This is a genomic window from Pseudogracilibacillus sp. SE30717A (assembly GCF_037071985.1).
Taxonomy (GTDB): Bacteria; Bacillota; Bacilli; order Bacillales; family Amphibacillaceae; genus Pseudogracilibacillus.
On the sequence record NZ_JAXHDF010000005.1, the window covers coordinates 274,624 to 300,781 of the forward strand.

General features: G+C 34.4%; 21 protein-coding genes. 1 reads left to right on the top strand and 20 read right to left on the bottom strand.

Going from position 1 to position 26,158, the window contains the following annotated elements; all coding sequences use genetic code 11:
- Window positions 1-73 precede the first annotated feature (73 nt).
- The 15 genes from ezrA to SPD48_RS10270 form a co-directional block, all read right to left on the bottom strand.
- The gene (gene ezrA, locus SPD48_RS10200; RefSeq protein ID WP_336257995.1) at window positions 74-1,768 is read right to left on the bottom strand and encodes a septation ring formation regulator EzrA; all 1,695 of its coding nucleotides are present in this window, start codon (window positions 1,766-1,768) and stop codon (window positions 74-76) included.
- 145 nt (window positions 1,769-1,913) lie between these two features.
- Window positions 1,914-2,534, bottom strand: a complete 621-nt coding sequence (gene refZ, locus SPD48_RS10205; protein WP_336257996.1) for a forespore capture DNA-binding protein RefZ — start codon at window positions 2,532-2,534, stop codon at window positions 1,914-1,916.
- A gap of 446 nt (window positions 2,535-2,980) precedes the next feature.
- Window positions 2,981-4,855, bottom strand: a complete 1,875-nt coding sequence (locus SPD48_RS10210; RefSeq protein ID WP_336257997.1) for a sensor domain-containing diguanylate cyclase — start codon at window positions 4,853-4,855, stop codon at window positions 2,981-2,983.
- Between the two features lie 140 nt (window positions 4,856-4,995).
- A complete protein-coding gene (locus SPD48_RS10215) occupies window positions 4,996-6,024 on the bottom strand; it encodes an ABC transporter ATP-binding protein (RefSeq protein WP_336257998.1) in 1,029 nt (342 codons plus the stop codon).
- Complete coding sequence (locus SPD48_RS10220) at window positions 6,017-7,030, bottom strand: ABC transporter ATP-binding protein (protein ID WP_336257999.1); 1,014 nt, start codon at window positions 7,028-7,030, stop codon at window positions 6,017-6,019. The genes SPD48_RS10215 and SPD48_RS10220 overlap by 8 nt, the downstream gene beginning before the upstream one ends.
- A gap of 19 nt (window positions 7,031-7,049) precedes the next feature.
- Complete coding sequence (locus SPD48_RS10225; RefSeq protein WP_336258000.1) at window positions 7,050-7,952, bottom strand: ABC transporter permease; 903 nt, start codon at window positions 7,950-7,952, stop codon at window positions 7,050-7,052.
- Between the two features lie 19 nt (window positions 7,953-7,971).
- Window positions 7,972-8,922 carry an ABC transporter permease gene (locus SPD48_RS10230; RefSeq protein ID WP_336258001.1) on the bottom strand — a complete coding sequence of 317 codons (951 nt, stop codon included), beginning with the start codon at window positions 8,920-8,922 and terminating at the stop codon, window positions 7,972-7,974.
- 243 nt (window positions 8,923-9,165) lie between these two features.
- On the bottom strand, window positions 9,166-9,822 hold the full coding sequence (locus tag SPD48_RS10235; protein WP_336258002.1) for a DUF1028 domain-containing protein: 657 nt from the start codon (window positions 9,820-9,822) through the stop codon (window positions 9,166-9,168).
- Between the two features lie 49 nt (window positions 9,823-9,871).
- Window positions 9,872-11,476 (bottom strand): ABC transporter substrate-binding protein, encoded by a 1,605-nt coding sequence (locus SPD48_RS10240; RefSeq protein ID WP_336258003.1) that lies wholly within the window; start codon window positions 11,474-11,476, stop codon window positions 9,872-9,874.
- Window positions 11,477-11,767: 291 nt separating this feature from the next.
- Window positions 11,768-12,445 carry a response regulator transcription factor gene (locus tag SPD48_RS10245; protein ID WP_336258004.1) on the bottom strand — a complete coding sequence of 226 codons (678 nt, stop codon included), beginning with the start codon at window positions 12,443-12,445 and terminating at the stop codon, window positions 11,768-11,770.
- Window positions 12,446-12,464: 19 nt separating this feature from the next.
- Window positions 12,465-13,154 carry a class C sortase gene (locus SPD48_RS10250; protein WP_336258005.1) on the bottom strand — a complete coding sequence of 230 codons (690 nt, stop codon included), beginning with the start codon at window positions 13,152-13,154 and terminating at the stop codon, window positions 12,465-12,467.
- Window positions 13,155-13,159: 5 nt separating this feature from the next.
- The gene (locus SPD48_RS10255; protein ID WP_336258006.1) at window positions 13,160-13,987 is read right to left on the bottom strand and encodes a class C sortase; all 828 of its coding nucleotides are present in this window, start codon (window positions 13,985-13,987) and stop codon (window positions 13,160-13,162) included.
- Between the two features lie 153 nt (window positions 13,988-14,140).
- The gene (locus SPD48_RS10260; protein ID WP_336258007.1) at window positions 14,141-15,703 is read right to left on the bottom strand and encodes a SpaH/EbpB family LPXTG-anchored major pilin; all 1,563 of its coding nucleotides are present in this window, start codon (window positions 15,701-15,703) and stop codon (window positions 14,141-14,143) included.
- Window positions 15,704-15,726: 23 nt separating this feature from the next.
- Window positions 15,727-17,958: a Cna B-type domain-containing protein gene (locus tag SPD48_RS10265; protein WP_336258008.1), complete on the bottom strand. Its 2,232-nt coding sequence runs from the start codon at window positions 17,956-17,958 to the stop codon at window positions 15,727-15,729.
- Between the two features lie 656 nt (window positions 17,959-18,614).
- Window positions 18,615-19,904 (bottom strand): MFS transporter, encoded by a 1,290-nt coding sequence (locus SPD48_RS10270; RefSeq protein ID WP_336258009.1) that lies wholly within the window; start codon window positions 19,902-19,904, stop codon window positions 18,615-18,617.
- A gap of 570 nt (window positions 19,905-20,474) precedes the next feature.
- On the opposite strand from SPD48_RS10270, the gene rpsD reads away from it, so the two are divergent.
- The gene (gene rpsD, locus SPD48_RS10275; protein ID WP_336258010.1) at window positions 20,475-21,077 is read left to right on the top strand and encodes a 30S ribosomal protein S4; all 603 of its coding nucleotides are present in this window, start codon (window positions 20,475-20,477) and stop codon (window positions 21,075-21,077) included.
- Between the two features lie 631 nt (window positions 21,078-21,708).
- Here the strand turns inward: rpsD and SPD48_RS10285 are convergent.
- The 5 genes from SPD48_RS10285 to SPD48_RS10305 form a co-directional block, all read right to left on the bottom strand.
- Window positions 21,709-21,987, bottom strand: a complete 279-nt coding sequence (locus tag SPD48_RS10285) for a hypothetical protein (protein ID WP_442962138.1) — start codon at window positions 21,985-21,987, stop codon at window positions 21,709-21,711.
- A 105-nt stretch (window positions 21,988-22,092) separates the two neighbouring features.
- Complete coding sequence (locus tag SPD48_RS10290; RefSeq protein WP_336258011.1) at window positions 22,093-22,371, bottom strand: hypothetical protein; 279 nt, start codon at window positions 22,369-22,371, stop codon at window positions 22,093-22,095.
- A gap of 611 nt (window positions 22,372-22,982) precedes the next feature.
- Window positions 22,983-24,197 carry an MFS transporter gene (locus SPD48_RS10295; RefSeq protein ID WP_336258012.1) on the bottom strand — a complete coding sequence of 405 codons (1,215 nt, stop codon included), beginning with the start codon at window positions 24,195-24,197 and terminating at the stop codon, window positions 22,983-22,985.
- Window positions 24,198-24,259: 62 nt separating this feature from the next.
- Window positions 24,260-24,832 carry a DUF2087 domain-containing protein gene (locus SPD48_RS10300; protein ID WP_336258013.1) on the bottom strand — a complete coding sequence of 191 codons (573 nt, stop codon included), beginning with the start codon at window positions 24,830-24,832 and terminating at the stop codon, window positions 24,260-24,262.
- Between the two features lie 305 nt (window positions 24,833-25,137).
- Window positions 25,138-26,037 (bottom strand): LysR family transcriptional regulator, encoded by a 900-nt coding sequence (locus tag SPD48_RS10305; RefSeq protein WP_336258014.1) that lies wholly within the window; start codon window positions 26,035-26,037, stop codon window positions 25,138-25,140.
- Window positions 26,038-26,158: the final 121 nt, after the last annotated feature.

Sequence of the window (26,158 nt, forward strand, 5' to 3'; positions counted from 1 at the left end):
GTCCTTTCTATTTTCAAAATAACAAATAAAGAGACTGGCTAAATAGATGAGTATCTATTAGACAGTCTTTCATTTATGATACGATCATTTCTTGCTGTTTTTCAATTCTATTCAATGCACCGGGCTCTACTTCTTCAATTGCATTAGCTGCAGTTTCCAAAGCGTGCTCATACTCTGCTTTTCTAAATAACCGTTCTGCCTCAGCAAGTTTCTGTGCTAAGCTCTGGTTTGTACTTCTGTATCTATTTGCATATTGAATGACTTGTTCCGTAAGTGAAGCATGATCTAACATTGTATTCGTTTGATCAATTGCAGTTTCTACGGATGATTGAGCTTCAGAAAGATTTTTTTGGACTCGCTGGATATCAAGTGGCTGTTCATCAAGTGCTTCCAACACGCGATCACTTTTAGCACTTGCATCCTCCATCATTGTCCAAATATAGTCAGGTACACCTGGTAAATTACTAGTTCTCAATTTACGAGTTGTTTTAAATAAAGTGTCATGAATTGTTTTTAATTGTTCTCTTGCTTCTATTTCTTCTTTACGTAACGTTTGAATCCGTTGTTTAAATTGCTCATGCTCTTCCTCAATTATATCAAGTTGTTGAAATGCTTCTTCTAATTCTGCTCGTAATTTGGAATGCGCATAATTATTAGCTTCAACTTTAGTCGTAAATTCAACTAATTTACCTTTAAGTTGTGTGACCATTTTCTCAAGTGACATATATTTTTCAAGATCTGAATCTTCAAAGTAATATGTTTCTCTTAGTTGTTCTACTTCTAATTTAGTATTTAAAAAATGGGTTTCCAAATTGTCTAACCCTTTTTCATAATTAGGCATTTTCGTTTCAACGAAGTTTTTGGCGATAGCTTCTTTTTCAAGCAGCTCATACATTTCAGCAATTCGGTCTTCCATCTCAGGCAATGCTTTTTTTGCTTCTTCAGTACCTTCTTTTTGTAACGATGCAACTATATCAAGAAGACGTGATTGATATTCGTTAATCTCTCTTGCGAAATCTAAATGATCAATAAAATAGCCTTCATCTTTCATTTCCCTTAAGCCTCTGGATAAATCATCTAACTGCGATGGAAGTTCTTGCTTTGATTTTTTATAGAGAGAAGGGAATTCTTCCATTTCTGTTTGCAATTCTTCTAAACGTTTTTTGACATTTGCTACAATATCTTTTGCTTGAATATAATTTCCTTCCTCAACGAGTTCACTATAATTTTTAAATTCATGATCAATCTCATCAAACTCAACTTCAAACCTTATTTCCGCTCGATCATATTTAAAACGATTATGTGATAACTCTTTACGAAGCTCATGAAGTAAAGGTTCTAGCTCAGCAATTTCTTTACGATTCTCCGCTTCGGTTTCAAGAAGTACATTCAATTCAGATAAAATTCCTTCAATCTTCTTTTCAATTTTTACTAATGTTTCTTCTATTTTATTAAGACTCTTTTTCGCAGCCGGAAAATTATATCGATCTGCCGCATGCTCAGTATCGTACAGTAATTCTTCCACATCAGCTAATTCTTCAGTTAAAATAGAGTCCCACTGATCTTTCCACTCTTCAAAATGTTCTTTTGTATCTCCTTCAAGATTTAATTCCTTTACCTTCGACAATTCCAGCGCAACATTTCGATTCATTATATCCAATTTCCAGCTTTCATAATAGTCCACAGAATCATACAGTCGCTTCCTTAAGAGGAGTCCTACAATAATAACTACGATAATTAATAAGATTAAGCCGATAACATATTCCATCTTTTACCTCCTAAACGGTTTTATAGAAGGATATAGATATTTTAAAATCTATGTACATTCTTATACATATGATACCATGTTTGCGAGTATTTTTGCTAAAAAAAACAAAAAAATATTGATTTTCTACATTGTTGTCGAAAATCCTCTAACTGAGTTGTTTGCTTTTACTATAGAATGCGACAAATTGCAACCATTTATTAATTGATTCTGTATGCATTTTTATAAAATTTTTGCGTGCTTGAGTATCTAATAATTGATTTTTCCATTCGTGCTGTAATATGAAAGGTGACATAATCATCCCTTTTAATTGCATATACAAATATGGTTGTTGCAGTTTTTCCTGTTCACTCAAAATAGTTAAGAAAAGAGTACTTATAATATAATTCTCTTTCGCTAAATAAGTTACGGTCATTTCTCTTACAAATGTAGAATCTAATGATAATTCTCTGTGAATAAAGGAAGTCAATTGAAAATGATCAGTTTTGTATTCAATAACTGCATTAATTATTTTTTTAAGTTTTTCTATTTCATTTAATGATCTATTCGATTCCAATACATCTTCTAAACGATTTAAATACATTTCGAAATAATTTGTTACCGCATATTCTAACAATCCTTGCTTACTATTAAAATAATAACTAATCAAAGAAACATTTACAGATGCACGACTTGCAATATCTCTTACAGAAGTCCCATGAAAGCCCTTTTGAAAAAAAAGCATTGATGCCGCATCAACTACTTTTTGTTTTGTTTGATTATTTTTCACCGATTACACACCCTCTCCCTTATTTATTACGACAGAAAGAGTAAAAACCCTTTAAAATTAACCATAAAAAGTGATTTTAATTAATTAAGTACTTTTCTTTAAAGACGAATATTAATATTAAATTGGTTTTAGGGTGAATTTATTTTAAATTTAGGTTTTTTAATTTTTTTAAAAAAGCTTTGTGTTAAGTTCACTGGATTCAGTCTCGATAGTAGAAATGCTGAAGATGATCAAGTTTCATATAACATGAGCGAGTTCTGCTTAAAGATGAGCTACTTTCAAATACGCTGAGTAGATCTTAATTAAACTTCTTCAAAATCTCCATTAGTATGAAATCTAATCTTTATTATTAAGTAACAAAAAACCGATTAAATTCAAATATTTTGAATTTAATCGGTTAATAGTTGTCTACAACATTATTGAGCTTGTCCCAATGAAATTAGTAATTAATTTGCTGGTATATATACTTTTTTGACTACTTTATTTTTACCAGACGTTTTTGCTTCATAAAGTGCTTCATCCGCTCGTATAAACAGGTCTTCAACTGATTCTTCTTGTTGGTTTGTCCAGATGGAGACACCACAGGATAGAGAGACTTGGGGCTTTGTTTTGTTTAACACTTTCTTTCTAATCGTATTGGCCTTTTCTGTTGCTAATTTTAACTCATAGTGTGGAAGGTATATAGCAAATTCTTCTCCTCCCCACCTCGCTGCAATTTCTCCTGAATTCATCTCTGACTTAATTATATTAGCAACTTGGATGAGTACTTTATCACCGATATAGTGACCATAAGTATCATTTATTTGTTTAAAATCATCCACATCAAACAAAATAAATGCTCCATAGTCGCCAGCTTTCAATTGCTGTTTAATAATTTTATCGAGATGATTTCTGGAATATAAATTTGTTAAATAATCTGTAATTGCAATTTGTTTTAATTTTTCTTTTAAAATTGAATTATAAAATGCTAAGGATGCATGCTGAACAATAGATTGAACAAATTTATACTTTTCGAAGTTAAAATAATAGGCCGAACGATGGGCAATGATAATAGCTCCATAAACATTCTCTGAAGAACTCATTGGAATCATCATTAATGATTTAAATGGAATTTGAATATTGTTAGAATGGAAGTCACCTGTTAAACACGGCCGCGGATTAGCTAAAAGTTTCTTTTTAACAAATTGTGCAAATTCGTGACCTTCTATTGAAGTAAAATAGTTTGTACTTCCTTTTAATATCTCATAACCGCTTGATGACTCTTCGTGAAAGAGTACAACTGCATTTTCTTCAGCAAAAGTAGAATTCAAAATATGTTTTTGCACAATTTTAGTAATATCATGTAGTTCTAAATTCGTATTTAATTCTTGTGAAGCATTATTAATTGTTTGAAGGTTCGAAACCAATTGATTTGACGATTGATACAGTGTTGTACGTTCAATTGCTCTCCCCGCCATGTTTGTAAAATTTTGAATAAATTCAATTTCTTCATCTAATAATTGTATCATAAGTGGAATTGTTACATGAAGAACACCATATACTCCTTGTTTTCCACTAAGTGGGGAATAAATATTTGTTTCATTAAGTTCCGGTTTTTGATCAATTTGCAATTTATTATTCATAAATGAAATTAAACCTGGAGATAAAGATGTTTCTTTTGAATACTCGATTAACTTAATTGGGACATCACAATAATCAAATTCCTGAGACAATAACAAGTTATAAGTAAATGATGGATATAGTATTTGGATAGTATCATAAATTTTTTCTAAGACTTCTTCAGTACGATGAACAGAATGCAGTCTAGTTGAGAGTTGAAACATCAAATGGTTTCGATCTTGTAATGTTTTATGGTGTCTATTTGTATAAAGAATACACAAAAATTGTTCGATAACAATTCGTGATTGTTCAAGATCTTTCATCGTTAATACTTTTTCTTTATCAAAAGAAATTACGATAAAACCGTAACAGTTTTCTTGGCATTTAAATTTGAGCAAGAAATTAGAACAGCCCTTTTGTTCAATTAATACTGGACAACTAGTATTCAACATTGATATGGGTTGTTTTTCCTTATAATATTTAATAAACGTAGGTAAAGAAAAGTTTTCAGTTCCTGTAATTGGATATGTACATGAATAATAAGTCATTTGTTGTTCCAACTGCCATTTATTATACATATAAAAAACAACTCGGGAAGCTTCTAAAGTTTTTCTAATCCGCAAACAAAGCATATCCATAATTTGTTTGCGTTTAAAATTTTCAATAATGTAGGTTAAATCAAAGAGACTTGCCTTCAAATTATTAGATATCTGTTCCCCCATCATACTAAACACCTACTTTTTATATTGTCTCTCTCCTTTTATTATACTATTAATCATACTTTATTACTAGTTAATTTCCAATTTCTATTTCAATAGGCAATTAAAATAAAAAAGAATCTGCATATCAAGCAGATTCTTTTTTATTCACTCTCATAAAGAAAACATGCGACTTTATGACCGCTATCCTTCTCTTTCATTACCGGTTTTTTCTCTTTACATATATCCATTGCTAGAGGACATCGTGTATGGAACACACATCCAGAAGGTGGATTTAATGGGGAAGGTATTTCTCCCTTTAAAATAATTCGTTCTTTTTTATGCTTTGGATTAGGGATAGGAACGGAAGTCAATAATGCTTTTGTATATGGATGAAGTGGTGACTCTATCAATTGGTCGGTAAAAGCTTCTTCCACAAGATTTCCAAGATACATAACCCCTATCCGATCAGAAATATGACGAACAACACTAATATCGTGGGCAATAAATAAATAGGTTAATCCTAAATCTTTTTGTATTTTTTGTAATAAATTTATTACCTGTGACTGAATTGATACATCTAATGCTGAGACTGGTTCATCTGCTATAACAATTTTAGGATTTACAATTAAAGCTCTTGCTAAACCAATTCGTTGCCTTTGTCCTCCAGATAATTCATGCGGATAACGATAATAATGATCTGCCCTCATTCCCACTTTTTCTAATATATCCATAACCAACTCTGTACGTTCGTTTGCATCTTTTCCTATTCCGTGAATGATTAATGGTTCTTCAATCGTATCTCCAATTCGTTTTCTAGGATTTAAAGAGGAATAAGGATCTTGAAAAACCATTTGTAATTCTTGTCTCATTCTTTTATATTCACTTTTAGTAGGACGGACAATATCCGTCCCATTATATAATACTTTTCCGTCGGTTGGTTCAATAAGACGAAGGATTGTTCTACCCGTTGTACTTTTCCCGCAACCTGACTCACCTACTAGACCGTATGTTTCCCCTTCATATAATTGGAAAGAAACATCATCAACTGCTTTTACAACCCCTTTGTTTTTTCCGAATCTCCCCAAAGGTCCTGTCATAGGAAAATGTTTTTTCAACCCTTGGACATCAAGAATTGGCGTTGGTGTAAGTAGTTCGACCTCTTTATCAGTCTTATTTTGAGTATTAAGCATATTGCCCCTCCTCTTCTAAAGCAATTCTTTCAGCATGCCAACATCTTGCTTTTTGTCCATTTTTAAATTCTTTTAATTCCGGTGCTTTTTTAATACAAAGTTCATCTGCAAACGGACATCGAGTTGCAAAGCGGCATCCTTTAGGAACATTATTCAGAGCAGGAACGGTCCCCTCAATAACATGTAGCTCTTTAGAACGATCGCCATCTAATTGAGGAACTGATTTCATTAATCCTTTTGTATACGGGTGCATTGGCGTTTCAAATATATCATCAATAGTAGCCTCTTCTACAATTTGTCCTAAATACATGACAACAACCCGCGTACAAATTTCCGCTACAACACCTAAGTCATGAGTAATAAAGATAACACCCATATTTAATTTTTTATTCAAAATTTCTATGAGTTCAAGTATTTGGGCTTGAATGGTAACATCCAATGCTGTAGTAGGTTCATCAGCAATGAGTAATTTAGGTTCACATGATAATGCAATTGCAATCATTACTCGTTGCCTCATTCCTCCTGATAATTCATGTGGGTACTCATTTATTCGTTTTTCAGGCGCCGGTATACCGGTCAACTTTAACATTTCTAATGCCTTTTCATACGCCTCTTTTTTTGAAACCTTCTGGTGCAACATAATCGATTCCGCAATTTGATGACCAATTGTAAATACTGGATTCAATGAACTTAATGGATCTTGGAAAATCATCGCGATGTCATTTCCGCGGATCTTCTCCATCTTTTTATCTGGTAAATCGAGAAGATTTTCTCCTTTAAAACTTATTTCACCGTCATATTCTACTAGTCTCTTCTCATCAAATAAACGTAATATAGATTGGGATGTAACACTTTTACCACAGCCAGATTCGCCGACAACTCCTAATATTTCTCCTTCCTCTACATGAAAAGTAACCCCGTCTACGGCAGTTACCTTTCCTCTTTCCGTATAAAAATGAGTTTGTAATTCCTTTACTTGTAATAAAGGCTGTTCTTCTTTTACCATTTGAATCCTCCTCTCTTACTTATTTTTTTCCGTGATTTGTATGAGGATCAATTAAATCTCTTAGACCATCACCAAGTAAATTCAATCCAAGTACTGAAAGAACGATCATGATTCCTGGAAATACAGTCATCCACCACGCATTAAAAATGACAAGTTTTCCATCATATAAAATATTTCCCCAACTTGGATCGGGCGCCGGCACACCGGCACCCAAAAAACTGAGCGCGGCTTCTACAATTATCGCTTCTGCAAAAATAAAAGTTGCTTGGACGACGAGTGGAGAAACTGTGTTTGGCATAATATGTAACCAAATAATGCGTGTTGCACTTGCACCTTGAGCTTCCATCGCCTCAATATACGTCTGTTCTCGCACAACTAAGGCTGCCGATCGAATGACCCGAGCAATATGTGGAGTAAAGACGATACTTAATGCTATTATGACGTTCCTCGTATTTGGACCTAACGCAGCCATTAAAGCAATCGCAAGTAAAATAGCTGGAATTGACATTAAACCATCACAAATACGCATTAATATATGATCAAGTATTCGATAATAACTGGCATATAACCCAATTACCATTCCTGAAAACGATGCAATCGCCGCAACTAACAGGCCAACTCCCATTGTAACTTTCGATCCATGTACAATTCTTGAAAGTAAATCTCTTCCAAATTCATCTGTCCCTAGCAAATGCTCACTGCTAGGATTTAAAAGTCTATCTTGGACTACCATTTCGTATGGATCCTGTGACACTAAAAATGGACCAAATAATGTAACGAGTAATAAAAATAACATTGTTACAGAACCAGTTACCATTAATTTATTTGAAAAAAACCGCTTGATAAAAAGCTGTCTCTGTTCTTTCTTTAATTGTTGTTTAATATCAGAAAGTTGTCGTACTTCTTTCTCCGCTGTTTCCACGCCTTCCCCCTCCTATGTTTTAATCTCTATCTAGCCGTACTCTTGGATCAACAAAACCGTATAATAAATCTATAACTAAATTTATAAACACATAGGACAATGTCACAAATAAGACGACTCCTTGGATAACCGCATAATCTCTACGTTCAACTGAGTTAATAATTAATTGTCCAATACCCGGTATATTAAATATCGTTTCCGTAACAACTGCACCAGCAACTAATACTCCGAATGTTTGCCCAATTACAGTTAAAATTGGTAAAAATGCATTACGAAGCGCATGTTTATAGATAATCGCTCGCTTTTTAACTCCTTTAGCCTGAGCAGTTTTTATAAAGTTTGTATTTAAAACTTCCAACATAGATGTACGGGTCATTCTAGCAACGAGCGCTGCCTGAATTGCACCTAATGAAATAGCAGGCATAATGAGATATTTAATATGATTCCATAATCCATTGCTTAATGGTTGATACCCTGCTACCGGTAACCAACCTAGCTTCACTCCGATTAACAAAATTAAAAATAAGCCTAATAAAAAACTTGGAATGGACATTCCGAGTAAAGATACTCCCATTATCGATTGATCCGCAATCGTTCCACGGCGATTCGCTGCAGCAATACCTAATGGGACTGCGATTAATATCGTAATAATTTGAGCAATAATTGCTAAAGAAAGAGTCGGTTTCACATGTTCTGCAATTGAATGTGTTACAGGTTCCTTCATAAAATAAGATGTTCCAAAATCACCTTGTAACACTCCTCCGATCCAATTCAAATATTGCTGATAAATTGGTAAATCTAATCCCATCTCTTTTCTTAATTCTTTCAATTGTTCTTCTGTGGCTTCTACTCCAAGCATTACTGATGCCGGATCACCTGGAGTAAGATGTACTAATAAGAAGATAGCAATTGAAACTACGAATAATACAGGGATAAGAGAAAACACTCTTTTTACAATATAGTTAATCAAACCAAAACCTCCTTCACATGTTATTAAGTCATAAAAAATCAACCAGCAGATAGAGTTCTGTATTCAACCCCTACTTACCGGTCACACATAAATGTTGCTTCAGCAATTCTGCAATTGTTTATAATTTTGCTTTTTAGACAATGTATCAAATTAGAGTTTTAAAACTGTTTATGTGTCCGTACTTTTAAAACATCTAAAGTGCCACTTATACTAATGGCACTTTAGATGAAAATTCATTATTAATTATATTTTCTTATCTTGGTCATAAACTGGTAGGTTTTCTATATAAGGGAATAAATTAATATTTGCCGCTTCATAAATTCTTTCCAGTTCATCAATCGGGTTTTCATGTTCGTCCGCACGAATATCTACAATTGGATATGATTGTGTATCACAAACTTTTAAAGCCGCAGATTGTTTTCCACGCTTATCGCCACCTGCTTCTTGACCGGCTTTTATTGTTGCGAGTAAACGAAGTGGTAAATAATCTATTTTACTAGTCTCATAGGTTTCCGCCATTGCTTTTATTACTTGTTCTCCTACAAGCATGTTCCCAACAACAACAAATTCATCTCCAAAATAATGCCCTGCCCACGGTACTGTTTCCGTTCCTGTATATCCTGCTGTTCTTCCTTCATTATCGACAATAGCAAGCTGCCTTTTCTCAAATTCGAGATCTTCACTTTTAACTTTTTCCATTACTTCTTCTGCAGACAAACCTTGCTCTAGATAAGTTAAACCATTTATTCCAAAGTATGGATTAACTGCAGCTTGAGTTGCTATTGCACCAACCCGTGCTTTTACATAAACAGCAAGACTTCCAACAGCAGGTCTCGCTGTGCTGACAGCCATTCCAAGCATGCCTGTTTTTTTACAACGTGCGACAATTGAAAATGTCATTGCAGTACTCCTTTCATCTAGTAAATTAATAAATTAGTAAAGCAAAAAATTATTTATCGTTCGTAACATTCCAAAGAATCATCCGATCTGAATACTGATAGTTATCAATTGATGTTCTTGTTGCATCAATACGGTTATAATCACCGATTTTAGCAGCTGGCATATAAGTCCAGAACCAGTCCTGTAACTCATCGTAAACCGGAATGGCATCTTCCAATGTCGGCTGACTTCTAAACTTCTCAACCAATTCTGTTAATTCTGGACTGTCTGTCCATCCAGAGATACCAGTTGCTAAGAAATGATGGGAAGTTGGCTCAGGTTTATAGCCAATCCATACCATATTAATATCATAATCATACTCATTTTCATCAACCATTTTATCTAGCAATGTCGGCCAGTCAAAAACTTCAAGTTCAACATCTAGTCCGACTTCTTCCAATTCCTGTTGTAAAACAACAGAAGCATTATACATAAATTCATAATCACGTGACGTCATTATTTTAACTGTTTCCCCGTTATATCCAGCTTCAGCAAATAGTTCTTTCGCTTTTTCATGATCATTAACATTGTATTTATCTTTTCCGATTTCACTATACCACTGTTCTTCTTGATGTGGCATCATCATATTATGGTTAAGCGTGTAGAATCGTTCATCGGTAAATGCACCAGTCATAATTTCATCAGCATTAATTAATGTTGCTAATGCTTCCCTTGCCTTTACATCGTGGAAGAGTCTGCCTTCTTTTTTATTCGTAAACATAATTAATGTACCTGCTCCAGGCAAAATCTGATTTTCTATATTCTCATCATTCTCTAACTGCTCTACACTGTCATAAGGAACTTCGTGAGCAATATCATATTCACCTGATTGGATTCCAGCAACTCTAGTAGATGAATCTAGAACGAATTGGAAGAACAAATCATCAACTAATGCTTCTTTCTTGCCATATAAACCGTCCGCTGGTTCATCGATTCCTTGGTAATCATCAAACTTCTTTAAATGAACATACTGATCTTGTTTCCACTCCACAAATTCAAATGGCCCTGTCCCAATAAATTCCTCAACAGATGTCGGATCCGCTCCCTCAATTACTTCTTTTGGCATAATTGCCGAAAAAGAAGATGTACCTTGAGCAATTCCAACAAGTGCTGTAGATATTGGCACTTCCATTTTTAATTCAACTGTGTACTCATCTATTTCTTCAAACTCTGCCTTTTCAAATTGTCCTCTTCCACCTGGACCATCTTTCCAACGGTTCATAGATGCGACAACATCTTCCGCTTTCATTTCCTCTCCATTGTGGAAAAGCACACCTTCTCTTAAATGAAACGTTATTGTTAAACCATCGTCACTTTGTTCCCACGATTCAGCTAACATTGGTTTTATATTATAATCGGAGTCCGTAGTAAGAAGTGATTCGAAGACATGTCCCATTACTTCAGCTGTAATAATTGCTGTGCCTACTTGAGGATCTAGTACTGGAGGCTGTGCAGAATATGCGACTCTAATTTCTCCACCTGAGGCTGCTTCTGTTTCTTTTTCACCTTTTTCTCCGTCTGAAGTCCCGTTTCCTGAAGACCCAGAAGAACAAGCTATTAATAAAATAGATAATGCCATTATCAATAAACCATTAAATATATGCCTAAATGACATTGATATCCCCCTTAAATTATCTTTTTATAATTGATTTTCATTATTATTTTTTTAGATCGGAAATAGCACACCACCTTTTACCAGTATATTCAGACTTTACACATTTTATTGTTTTGTTAAAATCTGTATTTTTTCTGACAATTCATAAAAAAATAATAATTATCACATGAAATTTATTATAGCTTTTAAAAAAGGTTTGTCAACTTTATGTATATGTGGTAAATACCCTATTTAAATGGATAAAAAAGTAAAAAAACTAGTTCTATTTAAAACTAGTTTTTAAACGTGTGTTTATTTATAGTTAACCCAATTATTTCTGATTGCCATCACCACTGCTTGTGTTCGATCATGTACATTCATCTTTTTAAAGAGGCTGCTAACATGATTTTTGACTGTTTTTTCACTTATATTTAATAAATCGGCAATATGGCGATTGCTCTTCCCGTCAGTAAGAAGCTGTAACACTTCCCCTTCACGTTTAGTATATAAGTCGGGGGGGCTATTCAATTTTGCCGATACTTCATTACCCTCTGTAAGTGTTAAATTGCGATATTCCTCTACTAATTCATGAGTAGCTTGAGGGTGAATATACGCAACTCCTGTTTCAACCGTTTTGATTGCATCTACAAAAGAATAGATATCCATGTCTTTCAGTAAGTATCCATACGCTCCTAATTTTATCGCCTCTGTTACAAAAGTCTTTTCTCCCTCGGTTGCCATCACAATTATTTTTGCCTTACTGTTAAGAATAATATCCTTGCTTATACTTTCTTGATTTTCTATTAAAATAGAAACATCTATTAATATGACATCAATATTCTGTATTGGCAGTAATGATTTTATGGCTGAATAATCATCGCTGCTTACTAGTACATTGAAAGAAGATTCTGCTTCAAGTACCTTTTTAACCCCTTCACGGAAAAGTTGTTGACGATCTATTAGCGCGATAGTAATCTTCATTTCACTCATTTGAACACTTCCATTTCATTTATTTTTTCGGCATGTAACGTTCCCCATAAACAACAAGTCTATGACTGTTAGCCCTATATGGGTGACACGTTATTAACGACGCTAAATCTTTTCCTTCCGTTATAATTAAACTCTCTGTTTCGGAAGGTAAAATAACGTCTATGTCGTAAATCTTATATTCCAATTTTTCATCTAATGTGTAAATGTAAAATACATCTCCAGGCTCTAATTGATCCAAATTCCGAAACATCGCTTTTGTTCCCATTCCTCGATGACCAGCCAACACAGTATGTGTATTTGCTCCTCCTATAGGAAGGGATGAACCTTCTACTTGCCCTATACCTTTAGATAATTCATTTTCGGTTGCTCCCAAATAAATTGGAATTTCTAATTGCAGTTTTGGAATTTCGATGGAAGCGATGTGTTCTCCATTAGGGGCCGTCTTACATTCCTCGAATGTATTTCGGTTATATTCCTCGGTAAATGGGTCATGTAAGCTTCCCTCATTAGAATAGATTGCTTGATTACATTTTTTTGTTGACGTTATTTTTTCAGATATTTTATTAGGATCCATAATTTCAGTTTCATTTTTAAATTGCTCTACTTGAGATTTGTAAATTAGATTATTGATATATTGCGCAATATGCGGATAGGACATAATGATTAAACCAACGATGAACAATAGAACAATTCCTTTATTTTTCTTCATCGCGATCACTCTCTTATTTGTCTTTTTCTAATTAAATAAAAAGCTATTATTCCAAGTATAGTCACAATACTACTAATTAATAACCATGTTTCTCGGTTTTGATCCTTTTGCATTGGGTCAAGCGATTTATTTAACGATATCTCTTCCTCGTATGGTACTCTTTCCCCTCTTACCAATAAACGGTGGGTATTAATCATATAAGGTTCACATGTAATTAACGTAACATAGTCTTTCGTCTCATCAATCTGTAGCCAAGTCGTCTCACTTGGCAGTACAACTTGTATATCATTCACTTTATACGCTAATGTCTCATCCAATGTATGAATAAAAAAATGCTCATTCAGTTTTACTTTGTCTAAATCACGAAATAATTTAGAGCTCGGTAATCCACGATGCCCTGTTAGTGCTGTATGTGTCCCAACACCTCCGATTGGAAAGGAGGAATTTGACATATGGCCGATACCTTGTTGTAACACATCCTCACTAACTCCGTGATAGATCGGCAACTTCACCTGGATACTTGGGATTTCTAAACTTCCCATTGTCTCACCTATATCCAATACATTGAAATAACCTGTCACGGCTGTTTCCGTCGCCCCTTCGGAAAAAGGATCTTCTATTGGTATCTCAGTTTCATTAAGCGTTTCATTATACTTCTGTGCTTTTTCCTTTTCTTTTGCTTTTTCCTTTTCCGTCATTTGTTGAAGTGCTTCATTATGCTTACTCATTACGGTATAATGGTCTTTCGTACTAAGCCAATTGCTGATAATTGGGTAAAAAAAAATGAGTAATCCAGTCAAAAATACAGCTGGAATGACCAATTTTCGTATCATAACCTTCATCCTTTAATCAGGAATATTCAAGTTTATATTTCTTATCTAGGGAAAACGTTTTTTATTACCTTAATACACTGTTTAAGGCGAAATTTAGTAAAAAGAAAGAGAGCGAAATGCTCCCCTTCTTCCTCTATTCATTTGAAAAGTCGCTTATGCTACGTCCCCTTTTCTCCGACGGATAAACAAGTAAATTGCAGCTCCCATTAATGTTAAACCGACAAATGTGAAGAGAATTGTACCAATCCCACCTGTTTTAGGAAGCTCCCAGCCGAATTTGTAGTTGTCAACTTTAATTGTTTGTTCAGAGTGATCAGAATCAACAATTACATCAATTGGATTTCTTAATTTGTTGTATCCTTCTGGAGCTTTTGTCTCGACTAACTGATACTTACCATAATCTAGTTCACCAAAGTCAATTACCCCATCATCATTAGTAGTACCTGACTTAACAACTTTTCCATCTAATGTACGAAGCTCAAATTCTGCTCCTTTAAGTTTCTGGCTCTTCTTATCACCATCTTGTTTAATAACTATTAATGTCCCAGCAGTTGGAGTAACAGGAATCTCGGGCGTTTCCTTATCTCCACCGTTACCGTGCTTGTTTTCAAAATCAATTACCGCTTTGTTATTAATAATCTCATTCGCTGGTGCGTCCTCAGCAATCTTTGCATCAAATGTAATCTTGATTTCCTCTACTCCTTCAAAAGCTGCAAAATCATTAATGCTCCAAGTAAGTTTTTGTTCATTTTGTGTAAATGATAAGGCAGATGCATCCACACCCTCTACTTTCCAAGTTCCATCTACATACGACAGCCTGCCATCCAGCTCATCTGTAATTACATAATTTTTATATTCGTGGATATCCCCCGGAAACTTATTTGTTAATGTATACGTAACTGTTTCCCCTCGGTTAACCGCACTTTCATCAACTGACTTTTCAATATCTGGTGATTTATAGTTCTTCACTTTTAAATTCACAGTTTTAGTACTACTTTCGATTTTAAAATCTACTTTTTGATTCCCCAACACATATCCATCAAGCGTTGAAACTTCTTTGAAATAGTAATCCCCATATACTAAATTATCAACAGTAATTGTGCCATTTGCTCCAGTAGTTAATCCTTCTTGAACCAACCCATTTTCATCATATAGTTGAAAAACAACTCCAGCCAACGGCTTATTTGTATCTCCATCTATTTTCTTTAGCTTTACCGCACCAAGAATTTTTTCATTCTTTGGATATATGTGTACGTCATAATTTAACTCTGTACCTTCTTTATTTGTCATCGGAATATCAACAGAATATACATTTGGATTCAAATTAACATGTGGTGGGCCCGCAATTTCTTCTACTGTATAACGTCCATATGCTAAGTTATCAAATATTGCTTGACCTTCTGCCCCTGTAGTTTTTTCAAATGAAGCTCCATTCTGAATCTCGGACCATCTATCATTCACTGCATCATAAGCGTGTGTTTGAGTAATTTTAAATGTAACACCTTCTAATTCTTTTGCATCTTCTGGTACATTTTGTTTTTGACCAGCAGTACCGTCCCCGGCTTCACCATCTGGTAAACCTGGTTCTCTTTCATATTTATGAATCGTTAGTTTACCATCATCTTTTTGTGCTTCTGCACTTGCAACTCCCGGTAAGATGAGGCTGAACATCATGATTGCAACTAAAAAATGATATACTGAAAACTTTTTCTTCATTCGTATTTCCCTCCTGTTATTTTTTATACGTAACGTCTTCTTAAGACGGTCCATACACCCGCTACCATAAATAGCAGTCCTACTCCATAAAATCCAAGTGTTCCAATGCCACCCGTTTTTGGAATGGACCAGTCTTGCAATGAGTTTTCTACCGTCTTTTCCACATGTAAATTTTCTTTTGTAATTTCTACCGTAATTTTATTTGTAAGTAAACGGTATCCCTCTGGTGCTTTCGTTTCTACAAGTGTATATGTACCCCACTCAAGGTTTTCGAACTTAATTATTCCATCTTGATTAGTAGTAAATGTGCCAACTTCAATATTTTTTGAATCATATAGTTTAAATGTTGCTCCTGCCAATGTTTTTCCTTTTTCATCTACTTTTTCAACGGTTAATGAACCTAAACTTTTCGTATATACATAGATGACAGTTTGTTCTTCTTCCGTAAACTCCCCCGAAACTGGATCACTATCTTGGTGAACCTCTTTAAATTCATAACCAGTAATTTCTTTTTGTTCCGTTGTATATGTTTCTCCGATATATCCTTCAAGGATAATTGGATCTGCAATTTCATTTCCATCTTCGTCAACATAAGTTGCTGTTACTTTTGCACCTTTAAGTGCATTGTTTGTGACAATAATTATTCCATCTGGTCCAATACTGTACTTCACTTCATATCCATATGGAATATCTACTTCTTCAACTGTGTATTTGATTAGTTCCCCTGTAACCGAATCATATTTTCTTAAGTCAACAAAGTCTCCAGACCAATTTGGTGCTTTTAATTCAATTTCTTTATCAGTTTCTTCACCATTTGCTAATAATTTAATTGTTATAGGGCCTTTTTCTGGTCCTTCCCATACTTTTTGTACATGAACGCTTGTTTTCTCATCATTTATGTTTGTAAATGTAAATCCACCCTCAACAGATCCAGATAATTTACTTGTGTATCCTGGGATATCAAGTTCTTCTACCGTGTAAACAATTAAGTCTCCAGTTGTATCATCGTACTTATTCAGTTCAGTAAATGAACCTGACCACTTATTTGCTTCATTTAGTACAAGCGTCTTATCGCTTTCAACTTCATTAGCCAATAGTTTAATCGTTACTGACTCTGTTGCTGGACCAATCCACTTTTTATTAACATCAATATTAATTTGTTTTGGATTATACGTGTTTGTTACCGTTAATCCGTCTATTGACTTTTCATAATTTACCGGAACCGTTTCTTCATCGACTGTAAACGTATACTGTCTTCCATATGGGTCGTGTGTAGGGATTTTAGTCCAGTTATATGTCCATGCTGGTGTCTCTTTTCCATCCACTACTCCTGTTGCAAGCACATGTTTTTCTTCACCAGATACTTGCCCCATTAGTTGTAAAGTAATTGCCGGTCGTACAGTTCCACCAATCCAAACTTTTTTCCCTTCCACATCCGTCTTAGGAAGTTCGATTAGGATGTGACCACCAACATCATGCCCTCCGCCGATTCCTTTAATGAAGAAAGTATACCTTCCACTTTCATCCAAATTTAAATCAGCTAAATTAAATTTGAAAACTGTCCAATGAGCGTCTTTTGTATTTCCAGATAAACCTTGAGGTTCATATTCAGTCCCATCTACGAATATGGAAATCCATGGATTATATACATCAAACACTGTTGACCTAACACCGTTTAATTCCATATATTGAATATTATGGGTTGCCTTTACTGCAAAATAAACCGTATCTCCATTCGCCCATAACATCTCTGTCAGCGTATGTGCGTTTGTAGATACTCCTTCTATTTTCGCTGGTACGACAATAGAGTTTGGATCAATTGTATAATGCCCTGGTGTTCCAATTGCCATTGGTGATATTTCTGTTGTTTCTTCTTGATTAGTATCTTTGTCATCTTCATTAACAAGGTTTTCTATCTCTTTCTTGCTTTCTACTTTTACCTTTTGTCTCTTATCTACTTTATTTTCTTCTTCTGTTTGCTTAGGATCATCGTCTTTTTTATCATCTTTATTGGACTCACTTGAGTTTGTTTGTTCCTTCGGCTCTTCTGTTTCAACAGGTTTCACTTTCTTTGGTTCTTCAATCTCAATAATTTCTTCCACCTTTTCCGTTTCTAACGCAGTTGCATGAGCGACTGTTTCATCGCCCACTTCATTTTCACCTTGTGATTCGGCCATTAGCCCCAAATTAGGACTAAATAATTGCAAAATTAATAGAGTAGTCGCAATTAACGAAAACACTTTCGCCTTATTCAACTAATTTCCTCCCTTCATTTTCACTTGACGAACAAATTTCTGCTTGCTTTGAAGCCAAGTTTATAGGAAATTAGTAAGGCACCTGTTTCGATTTTCAATACTATATTTATGATCTTTAATATCTTTTTGACAAAATTGGTAACATTCAACAAATAGCACTATTACCTAGGTAAAAAAGTATTATATAGCGTTCGAAATTAATAAAAAATTAGTTTTAAATATGCAAAAAATAGCTTCCTACATTTTTTTAATTAAAAAATATTATTTAACACGAAACGCCAATTCAATCTGTGACTAGAATTAACAACAGTTGTCTTTGCTAATTACAACTTGATAAACAAAAAGGATGGTCAATGCGTTAAAACCTTCTTAAAAAAGTACGAGCTTATGGAAATTTATTATCTCGTTTGCACTCGCGAGGATTATTGCAGTAGGATTTTAGATGGTGGAAAAAATATCTTAAACTTATATCATGCTAATTAAGGAAATTTTTTGATTACTTATAAATATAATTGACTTAAAAAATAAAACAGGCATCGAAAGATTCTTTGTAATAAGAATTTTTCGATGCCTATTTCCTAACTATTTTAATATGAGAATACTAGTTAAACCTGGAAGCCTCAAATGAACAAAAAAGAATATTTATTATATAATTTTTATCCTACTTCTGATTCGTCTAACTCTACGTTTGTTCTATCTTTGACTGACCAAATTGCGACAAGTGATATAATTGATGTAAAGATCATGTAAATTGCCACTGGTACATATGAATCATTAAAACGTAAAAGTAAGGCTGTCGCGATGAGTGGAGCTGTTCCACCAGCTACTGCAGCTCCAATTTGATATCCAAGGGAAACTCCAGTGTACCGTACTTGTGCCGAAAAAATTTCCGAAAACATTGTTCCCAGTACAGCTGTTATAGGAGCCCAAATCACCCCTATTCCAATAACTGTAGCTAAATATAGGAAGAAAACTGAACCTTGGTGTAACATCCAAAAATAAGGAAATGCATACAAAACCATTAAAATAGTACCACCTATATATAAAGGTTTTCTTCCTATTTTATCGGAAAGCTTACCCATTACTGGGATTAGAATTGTTGTAATGATTGTTGCAACCATAACTGCATTTAATGTAACAGTCTGACTAAATTTTAAGTTGTTCGTTGCGTACGATACAATAAATGTTCCAAAAATATAAAAAGGAGCTGTTTCTACAACTTTTCCTCCAACCGCTATAAGAACTTCTTTCCAATGGTAGCGAAAAGTATCAGCAATTGGTAATTTAGGTATTTCTCCAGATTCTTGTATCTTTTTAAAGGACGGGGTTTCATCAATACCTTTACGAATCCATAATCCAAAAACAACTAATAGTCCACTAAGTAAAAATGGTACTCGCCACCCCCATGTCATAAAGGAACCCTCAGGTAATAATGTCATAACAGATAAAGCAAATGTTCCAAGTACCAAACCAATTGTTACACCCATTTGAGGAACACTTCCAAAGAAGCCCCTTTGTTCTTTTGGTGCATACTCCACAGCTAACAGTAGCGCTCCACCCCATTCGCCCCCAAGCCCTAGACCTTGTATGAGACGTAAAGTAATAAGAATTATTGGAGCGGCAACCCCTATTGCAGCATAAGTCGGTAACAGACCCATTGCAAAGGTGGCTGCTCCCATTAAACTTAGAGTTAAAACTAGAGTTTTTTTCCGCCCTATTCTGTCACCTATATGACTAAAAATTACTCCTCCTAATGGTCGAATAAAAAATGCTAAAGCAAATGATGCATAAGCTAATAAAAGCCCGACAGTTGGATCTTCTGTCACAAAAAATAATTGATTAAATACGAGTGCAGATACCGTCCCGTATAAGAAATAATCAAACCATTCAATGGAACTTCCTACTAAGCTTGCTGTTAAAATTTTTCTTCTTTCTTTTTTATTCATTATTCTTTCCTCCTTTACGCTTTTTTAACATTTTCTGACGAATTTTAAGATTCCTCCTTCTATTAAGTTATTTAAAATTCACATATTAAATATTGTTTATTATCAAAGTTATGTATGTTTATGCATTAAATTTATTTTACTCACGAAAGAATACGCTTTCAACATGTAACTGCCACAAGTTTAATGGTGATTGATTGTATATTTTCCACAATGTAATACTACATAGTAGGTCATGTTAACATATCTAAAAATCCAGCAATACATTGTAAGAGAAATAAACACGTTAATTTATGAGTATGGATTTTATTTGAGATAGATGGGAAATATCCTTATTTTTATGCTATACGTGAACTTTGATTGACTTTATATAAAAAAAATTATATACTGTTCTTTGTGTAAAATAATTAGGTAGCTTTTGTGCACTAATGGTTGACCCCATTTTGTTCCTCGAAGTTGAGGTGTATCGTGTAACTCTCTGCTGCTGGAGCGATGGTACATGAAAACATAATGGACAACATTCGGTACACACGATTTATTTTATGCAAGTAAAATATAAAGGAGGAAATGTCTATGTCACGATATACAGGTTCCATTTGGAAAAAATCTCGTCGTTACGGCATTTCATTAACAGGTACTGGTAAGGAACTAGCTAAACGCCCTTATGCACCAGGTCAACATGGCGCAAACCAACGTCGTAAAATCTCTGAATACGGTTTGCAGCAACAGGAAAAACAAAAACTACGCTTTATGTACGGTTTAAACGAACGTCAATACCGTAATCTTTTCGACAAAGCTGGTAAAATGAAAGGTATTCACGGGGAGAACTTCATGATTCTTCTTGAATCTCGCCTAGATAACCTTGTTTATCGCCTTGGTTTAGCACGTACACGTCGTCAAGCACGTCAGCTTGTTAACCATGGTCATATTACTGTTGATGGTCGTCGCGTCGATATTCCATCTTACCGCGTTCGTCCTAACCAAGTAATTAGTGTTCGTGAAAAAGCACGTAATCTTGATATCATCAAAGAAGCAATCGAAGTGAACAACTTTGTTCCTGATTACTTAACATTTGATCAAGACAAAATGGAAGGCGTATATACTCGTCTACCTGAGCGTTCTGAATTACCTGCTGAGATTAACGAAGCACTTATCGTTGAGTTCTACTCACGTTAATAAAATTACTTTGCAATCTATTGTATTTAAAGCCTTTGACCCTTGTTATATCAAGTGTTCAGGGCTTTTTTCACTTTATCAAAAATGCAAGATAATGCATTAAAAAGTAATAGTTTGGGGCTGGATTGTTTTCCAGTAAATGGTGCATGTAGGGGGATGGGTATGTTATTTATATTAACAATTTTATGAGATCTGTTTCTCAATTGTTGATTTCATTATAACCGTTCAAACTTTAAAATTTCAAATTCAGCAAAATCATCACATTGATCACCATATTCTGCGATTTGGCGAATCAAGTCAATAGAAAGGTTCCCTTCCCTATCATGAACCTTTAACATGTCACAGCGAACGGTATCCTGAGAAACTAAAAGCGCTCCATATTCCAAATCATTTTAAAGTGTTTTCGTAGTAGTAGTTTATCCACTCCCAGAGTTTCCTCGGATGATAATTAACTTAGATTCCAAATGCTATTCCCCTATCTGTCCAAATTACCGCAATTTATGTAATCTTCCACGGTAACGATATTCTTAATAAATAAAGATTAGATATTTCATTTTAAAGTTCTTCATAGATAAAATAGTGGCTTCTTGTACAACTGTGTTCAATTATTGCACCCTTTAATAACTATTACTCATGGTTCACTAATCCCCATTGCTAAAAGTAAGAAATAAGCTATAACTAAAACTAATCCATTCCCTATTAACCCGACAATTAAAAAAATAAGGTGTTTAGACATTTTCCAAGAGATAATTGCAAACAGAACACCAATAACCGACAAAATACTAAAAGCGATAATAATAAAGTAAATATCGGCATTTGGTCCTCTTTCAATATAGAATAAGATGATACTTATTATTACAGTTAACATAGATCCGACTCCAATTATATTTCCAACTTTTTTCTTATCCAAGAAAAACCAACTCCTATTTACCTAACACTTGTTAAGTTAATTACACTAATTATACATATTCAACAAAAAATGGCGCTTATCCTTCTTAAATAAATCACCCTTTGGTTAAACAATATTTTTAAGCCAAGTTATTATACGGAGAACTTGATGTGGTTCAAACCAAGTAATAAAAAACAAGATCACAAAGAAAGAAACAAGCAAAATATATTTCATACTTCCTTTTTCGTTTTTTAAAATAGCAATAAAACTAAAAAGGGCCCCTGTGCATATAAAAATAGCTCCAATAAGTACAATGAGTTCAAAATAACCCACCATCCAATTTAATCCAAAGAAAAGTAATCCCAATAATATAAGAATAAACGACCATATACTTCTCGATTTCAACTTTCTTCCCCCCCTGAACTACAGTCGTACCCCGTCCCTTAAATAGGTTCAACAAGAAAGGGTGCTTATCCTTCTTTGAGGATTGTACCCTTTTATGTCACATCACTGAATTCCTGTGTTTCCTTCTTGAAACTCTTGCCCCTAAAGTTCCACCACTACTATCGAGAGCATTTATTTGCATCTTTCCTGGTACATCAAAACTTACCTATATTTTTGATTCTGATTTAGCAAACTTCCTGACATATCCTCAATCCACGGAGATTCTTCATAGAAAAAAGTATCCTTTATGATACCAACTGAGATTTTGGTCTTTTCACTTAATCTTGTCATACCCCAAAATACTTCCTGTGATTGCAACTCATCTAACCGTTTTTTTTAATTCTTTACGTTATGTTTCTTCAATGTAATGTTCATCCAGTACCTCAATCAATTCTTTCTTTTCATCTTCTCGCTCTTTTCCTTTTTGTTCTAGTATTCTAGGTATAGGTGTTTTCATAAAAAATTCGGTTATTTCCCTTAGTATTTTTTCTGAAATTTTTGGCGAGTTTTAGATTACTGTCAATGATTTACATGAACTCTCCCTTTAATATGAATCATCTTTAAAATAACATTTAATTTTTTAATTTTAGTAGAGAATCACGGAAATTCACAGTTTTGAATGCCACCATAAAAATGAATGCAAATAAAATATACGTAGCACCAACGAGAAAAGCACTTTGCAAAGGAGAAAGCCATTCTGTAAGAAACCCCGCTCCAATCATAGCTATGCCCATTGAACTACTCTGAAACATGGATAAAGTACCAAATAAAAATCCCCGTTTAGAAGAAGGAAGTATTCTCATCAAAACAGTATCAAGACATATGTCACTTATTCCACCTACAAAAGTTATTGATAAGGCTAGTAATAAAGCTTGCACAAAAAAGGATGATTGACTAAGTAATAGATGACCTACACCCTCCAATAAAATCATCCAAACTCCTACCGTAATGTATTTCCCACGAATCCACTTTGCTATCATTGAGCTTAAGACAAAACCCATTCCTAGGGCTGCATAGATTAAACCAACTCCTAGGTCTCCTTTATCAAAAACATCAAGTGCAATTAAGTTAAATATTACATTATCAACACCATTTGCAAGTGGCATAAGTAGCATAATCAGCAAAAATACACGTAATAACGCAACTCTTATTATGAGAAATCCACTTTCTTTCCATGAAGACTCTGCAACTTTCATTTCAGAATTTTGATTTATATCAATACTTTTTAAACGTGTTATTAAGATTGCCGCCCATAAAAGAAATACTGCATGAAAGAAAAATAAAATATGGACATCAGTCAAAAAAGCTATGATCCCTCCAAGTAGAGAGCCAAACACTAGTGTAATACCTACAACATTTTGCTCCAACCCATTAACAGCAACTATGTTTTTCTTTTGTACAATGTCTGGGATAATCGCAAATCGTACTGGTCTATACACTGCCTCCCCACTAGCAATAACGAACGTACTTAGATACAACAACCACAACTGCCCTGTAAATGCTACCAATAATGGAAGTAATGCAAACGGAACTCTCAAAAAATCTGCCCAAAATAATAGCTTTGCCTTATGAAAACGATCACCTAAGTAACCACTAATAGGTGCAAACAAAATTGTTGGTAAGACACGTAGAGCCATTAATATACCTAGAGAAACCCCTGACTCTGTTAATAAGTAAAGTAGGGAAAAAGATCCGACTTGAGCGAATCGCCCTCCAATACCATTCAAGACTGAACTCCAAAATATGATTTGGTAATTTGACTCTATCTTCAATAGTTTATACCCCAAATACTCCATCCTCCTAACTAATTAGACGAACATCTAATTAGGCGTGTAAAAAAAGAACCTGATTATACAGGCCACATCTCTACTGGATTAAGTTCATAACTCCCGTTTTGACGATACATAAATTGCGCCATTACAAATTCACGTCTAACGGTTGCATAGTCTTCATGATATTGCTGAATATGTTCATTAATTTCTTGTTCATTATACGTTTTTCCATGATCTAAACCACGTAACATATATTCTAGGAGAATCAACTTCTTCTTTCTTTGTGCTGGCAAAAGCTGTAGTTTTCCTGTATTATCTATGAAGTTTCCGATTACTTTTGCTTTTTCTTCATTTGTTACATCAAACTTTTCGAGCATCCCTGCACCACCGTTCCGAGTAATTGCTAATGCCATTCGTTCAAGCTTATCTTCGTTTAAATAAAAATAAATCATATTTTTATCACGTCGTTGGTAAACAACATCGATCTCTTTTAATTTTGTTAAATGATGTGAAATTGTTGGTGGCTTTAACCCTAATTTACCTGCGATCGCTTGACCATTAAGTGGTCCTGCTTTCAACAAGCTAATAATGCGAATTCGAGTTTTGTCTCCTAATGTTTTATGAAAATTAACGACTCGATCTAATTGCATAATTATTCCTCCCATCTAATTAGATTATAATCTAATTAGATGGGAATGAAAACTCTTTATTTAAAATGATCTTCAACAATCTGCCCAATTGTTAAAAAAAGAAATAAGGGGCTTTTAAAGAACTTTATTGTCACTAAACAATCGCTAGCCGCTAAGGACTGTTTAGATATGCATTATTTCGATTCTTACATTTGAGGCTTTCCCAATAATTAAGGCATCTTAGTTATCACACCAAGATGCCTTACTAATCTATATAAGTATTAAATTAATTAAATAAACAGAAGTTAAAAAAATATTGCTAATGGCTAAACGGTTTTATTCTCCACTATAACCTCCCTTGCTACTTCTATGAAAGATAATATGATTGGTGAAAGCCACTTGTCTTTATGCCATAACATCTGTGTATATACATGCAAGTCGGGAACTTGCCATGGAAGAGCAACAAGTTCACCTCGTTCCACTTCGGCTTCCACTGTTATTTCAGGTAGAAAGGCAATACCTATTCCCGTAATTGCACATTGTTTAATAGCTTCGGCATTATGAAACTCCAAATAAGTAATACTATCAATGCCCTTTCTCTCAAATGATCGGTCAAACATGGTTCGATAGGTACAACCTTTTTCATTTACCAGGAACACTTCTCTGTGAAAGTCATCTAGCTGTAGTACTGTTTGTTTTGCTAGATGATGGTCTGGAGAGACGAAAAGATGATAAGTTTCTTCTATCAACGGTTCGACATTTAGCCCCGTTGATAGAATGGATTCGTCCAGCATAAAGACAACATCTGCAGTTCCATCAAAGAGCGTTTGCTTGAGTTGCTGATTTGGAACCGAACGGAAGATAAGACGAACTCCAGGATGGCGCGAACGAAATAGCCGAAAAACAGCTGGAAGCCGATAGGCACAAAGAACCTCGTTGGCACTTATCGTTAAGGTGCCGCTAAGATTTTCATTGTCATGAACGACATCGCGGGCTTCGTCCAATTTGTCTAGAGCGCTTTGGATATGAGTTAAAAAACGTTTACCCGCAGTTGTGATAACGAGTTGTTTACCCAAGCGATCAAAAAGTCGAACACCAAGTTCTTCCTCCAATGCTTTTATTTGCATCGTGACGTTGGAAGGGACGTAGTTTAGCACTTCCGCAGCACGACTGAAATTTAAAGTTGATGCAACCGTGCGGAACGTAATAAGTTGACGCAATTCCATAATGTTTCACCCTTACTTTCAATATTATTGAATACTACTTTGATTTTTCTTCACTTTTATTGAGGGTATCACAGCTTTATACTTAATAACAAGAAATACATTCTAAATGTTTGTGTTCATT

Coding starts and splice junctions, on each gene's coding strand:
- SPD48_RS10210 (WP_336257997.1), bottom strand. CDS start 4,855: ATGGGGGAACAGATATCTAATAATTTGAAGGCAAGTCTCTTTGATTTA.
- SPD48_RS10240 (WP_336258003.1), bottom strand. CDS start 11,476: ATGTCATTTAGGCATATATTTAATGGTTTATTGATAATGGCATTATCT.
- rpsD (WP_336258010.1), top strand. CDS start 20,475: ATGTCACGATATACAGGTTCCATTTGGAAAAAATCTCGTCGTTACGGC.
- SPD48_RS10270 (WP_336258009.1), bottom strand. CDS start 19,904: ATGAATAAAAAAGAAAGAAGAAAAATTTTAACAGCAAGCTTAGTAGGA.
- SPD48_RS10245 (WP_336258004.1), bottom strand. CDS start 12,445: ATGAGTGAAATGAAGATTACTATCGCGCTAATAGATCGTCAACAACTT.
- SPD48_RS10250 (WP_336258005.1), bottom strand. CDS start 13,154: ATGAAGAAAAATAAAGGAATTGTTCTATTGTTCATCGTTGGTTTAATC.
- SPD48_RS10235 (WP_336258002.1), bottom strand. CDS start 9,822: ATGACATTTTCAATTGTCGCACGTTGTAAAAAAACAGGCATGCTTGGA.
- SPD48_RS10305 (WP_336258014.1), bottom strand. CDS start 26,037: ATGGAATTGCGTCAACTTATTACGTTCCGCACGGTTGCATCAACTTTA.
- ezrA (WP_336257995.1), bottom strand. CDS start 1,768: ATGGAATATGTTATCGGCTTAATCTTATTAATTATCGTAGTTATTATT.
- SPD48_RS10255 (WP_336258006.1), bottom strand. CDS start 13,987: ATGATACGAAAATTGGTCATTCCAGCTGTATTTTTGACTGGATTACTC.
- SPD48_RS10215 (WP_336257998.1), bottom strand. CDS start 6,024: ATGCTTAATACTCAAAATAAGACTGATAAAGAGGTCGAACTACTTACA.
- SPD48_RS10220 (WP_336257999.1), bottom strand. CDS start 7,030: ATGGTAAAAGAAGAACAGCCTTTATTACAAGTAAAGGAATTACAAACT.
- SPD48_RS10300 (WP_336258013.1), bottom strand. CDS start 24,832: ATGCAATTAGATCGAGTCGTTAATTTTCATAAAACATTAGGAGACAAA.
- SPD48_RS10260 (WP_336258007.1), bottom strand. CDS start 15,703: ATGAAGAAAAAGTTTTCAGTATATCATTTTTTAGTTGCAATCATGATG.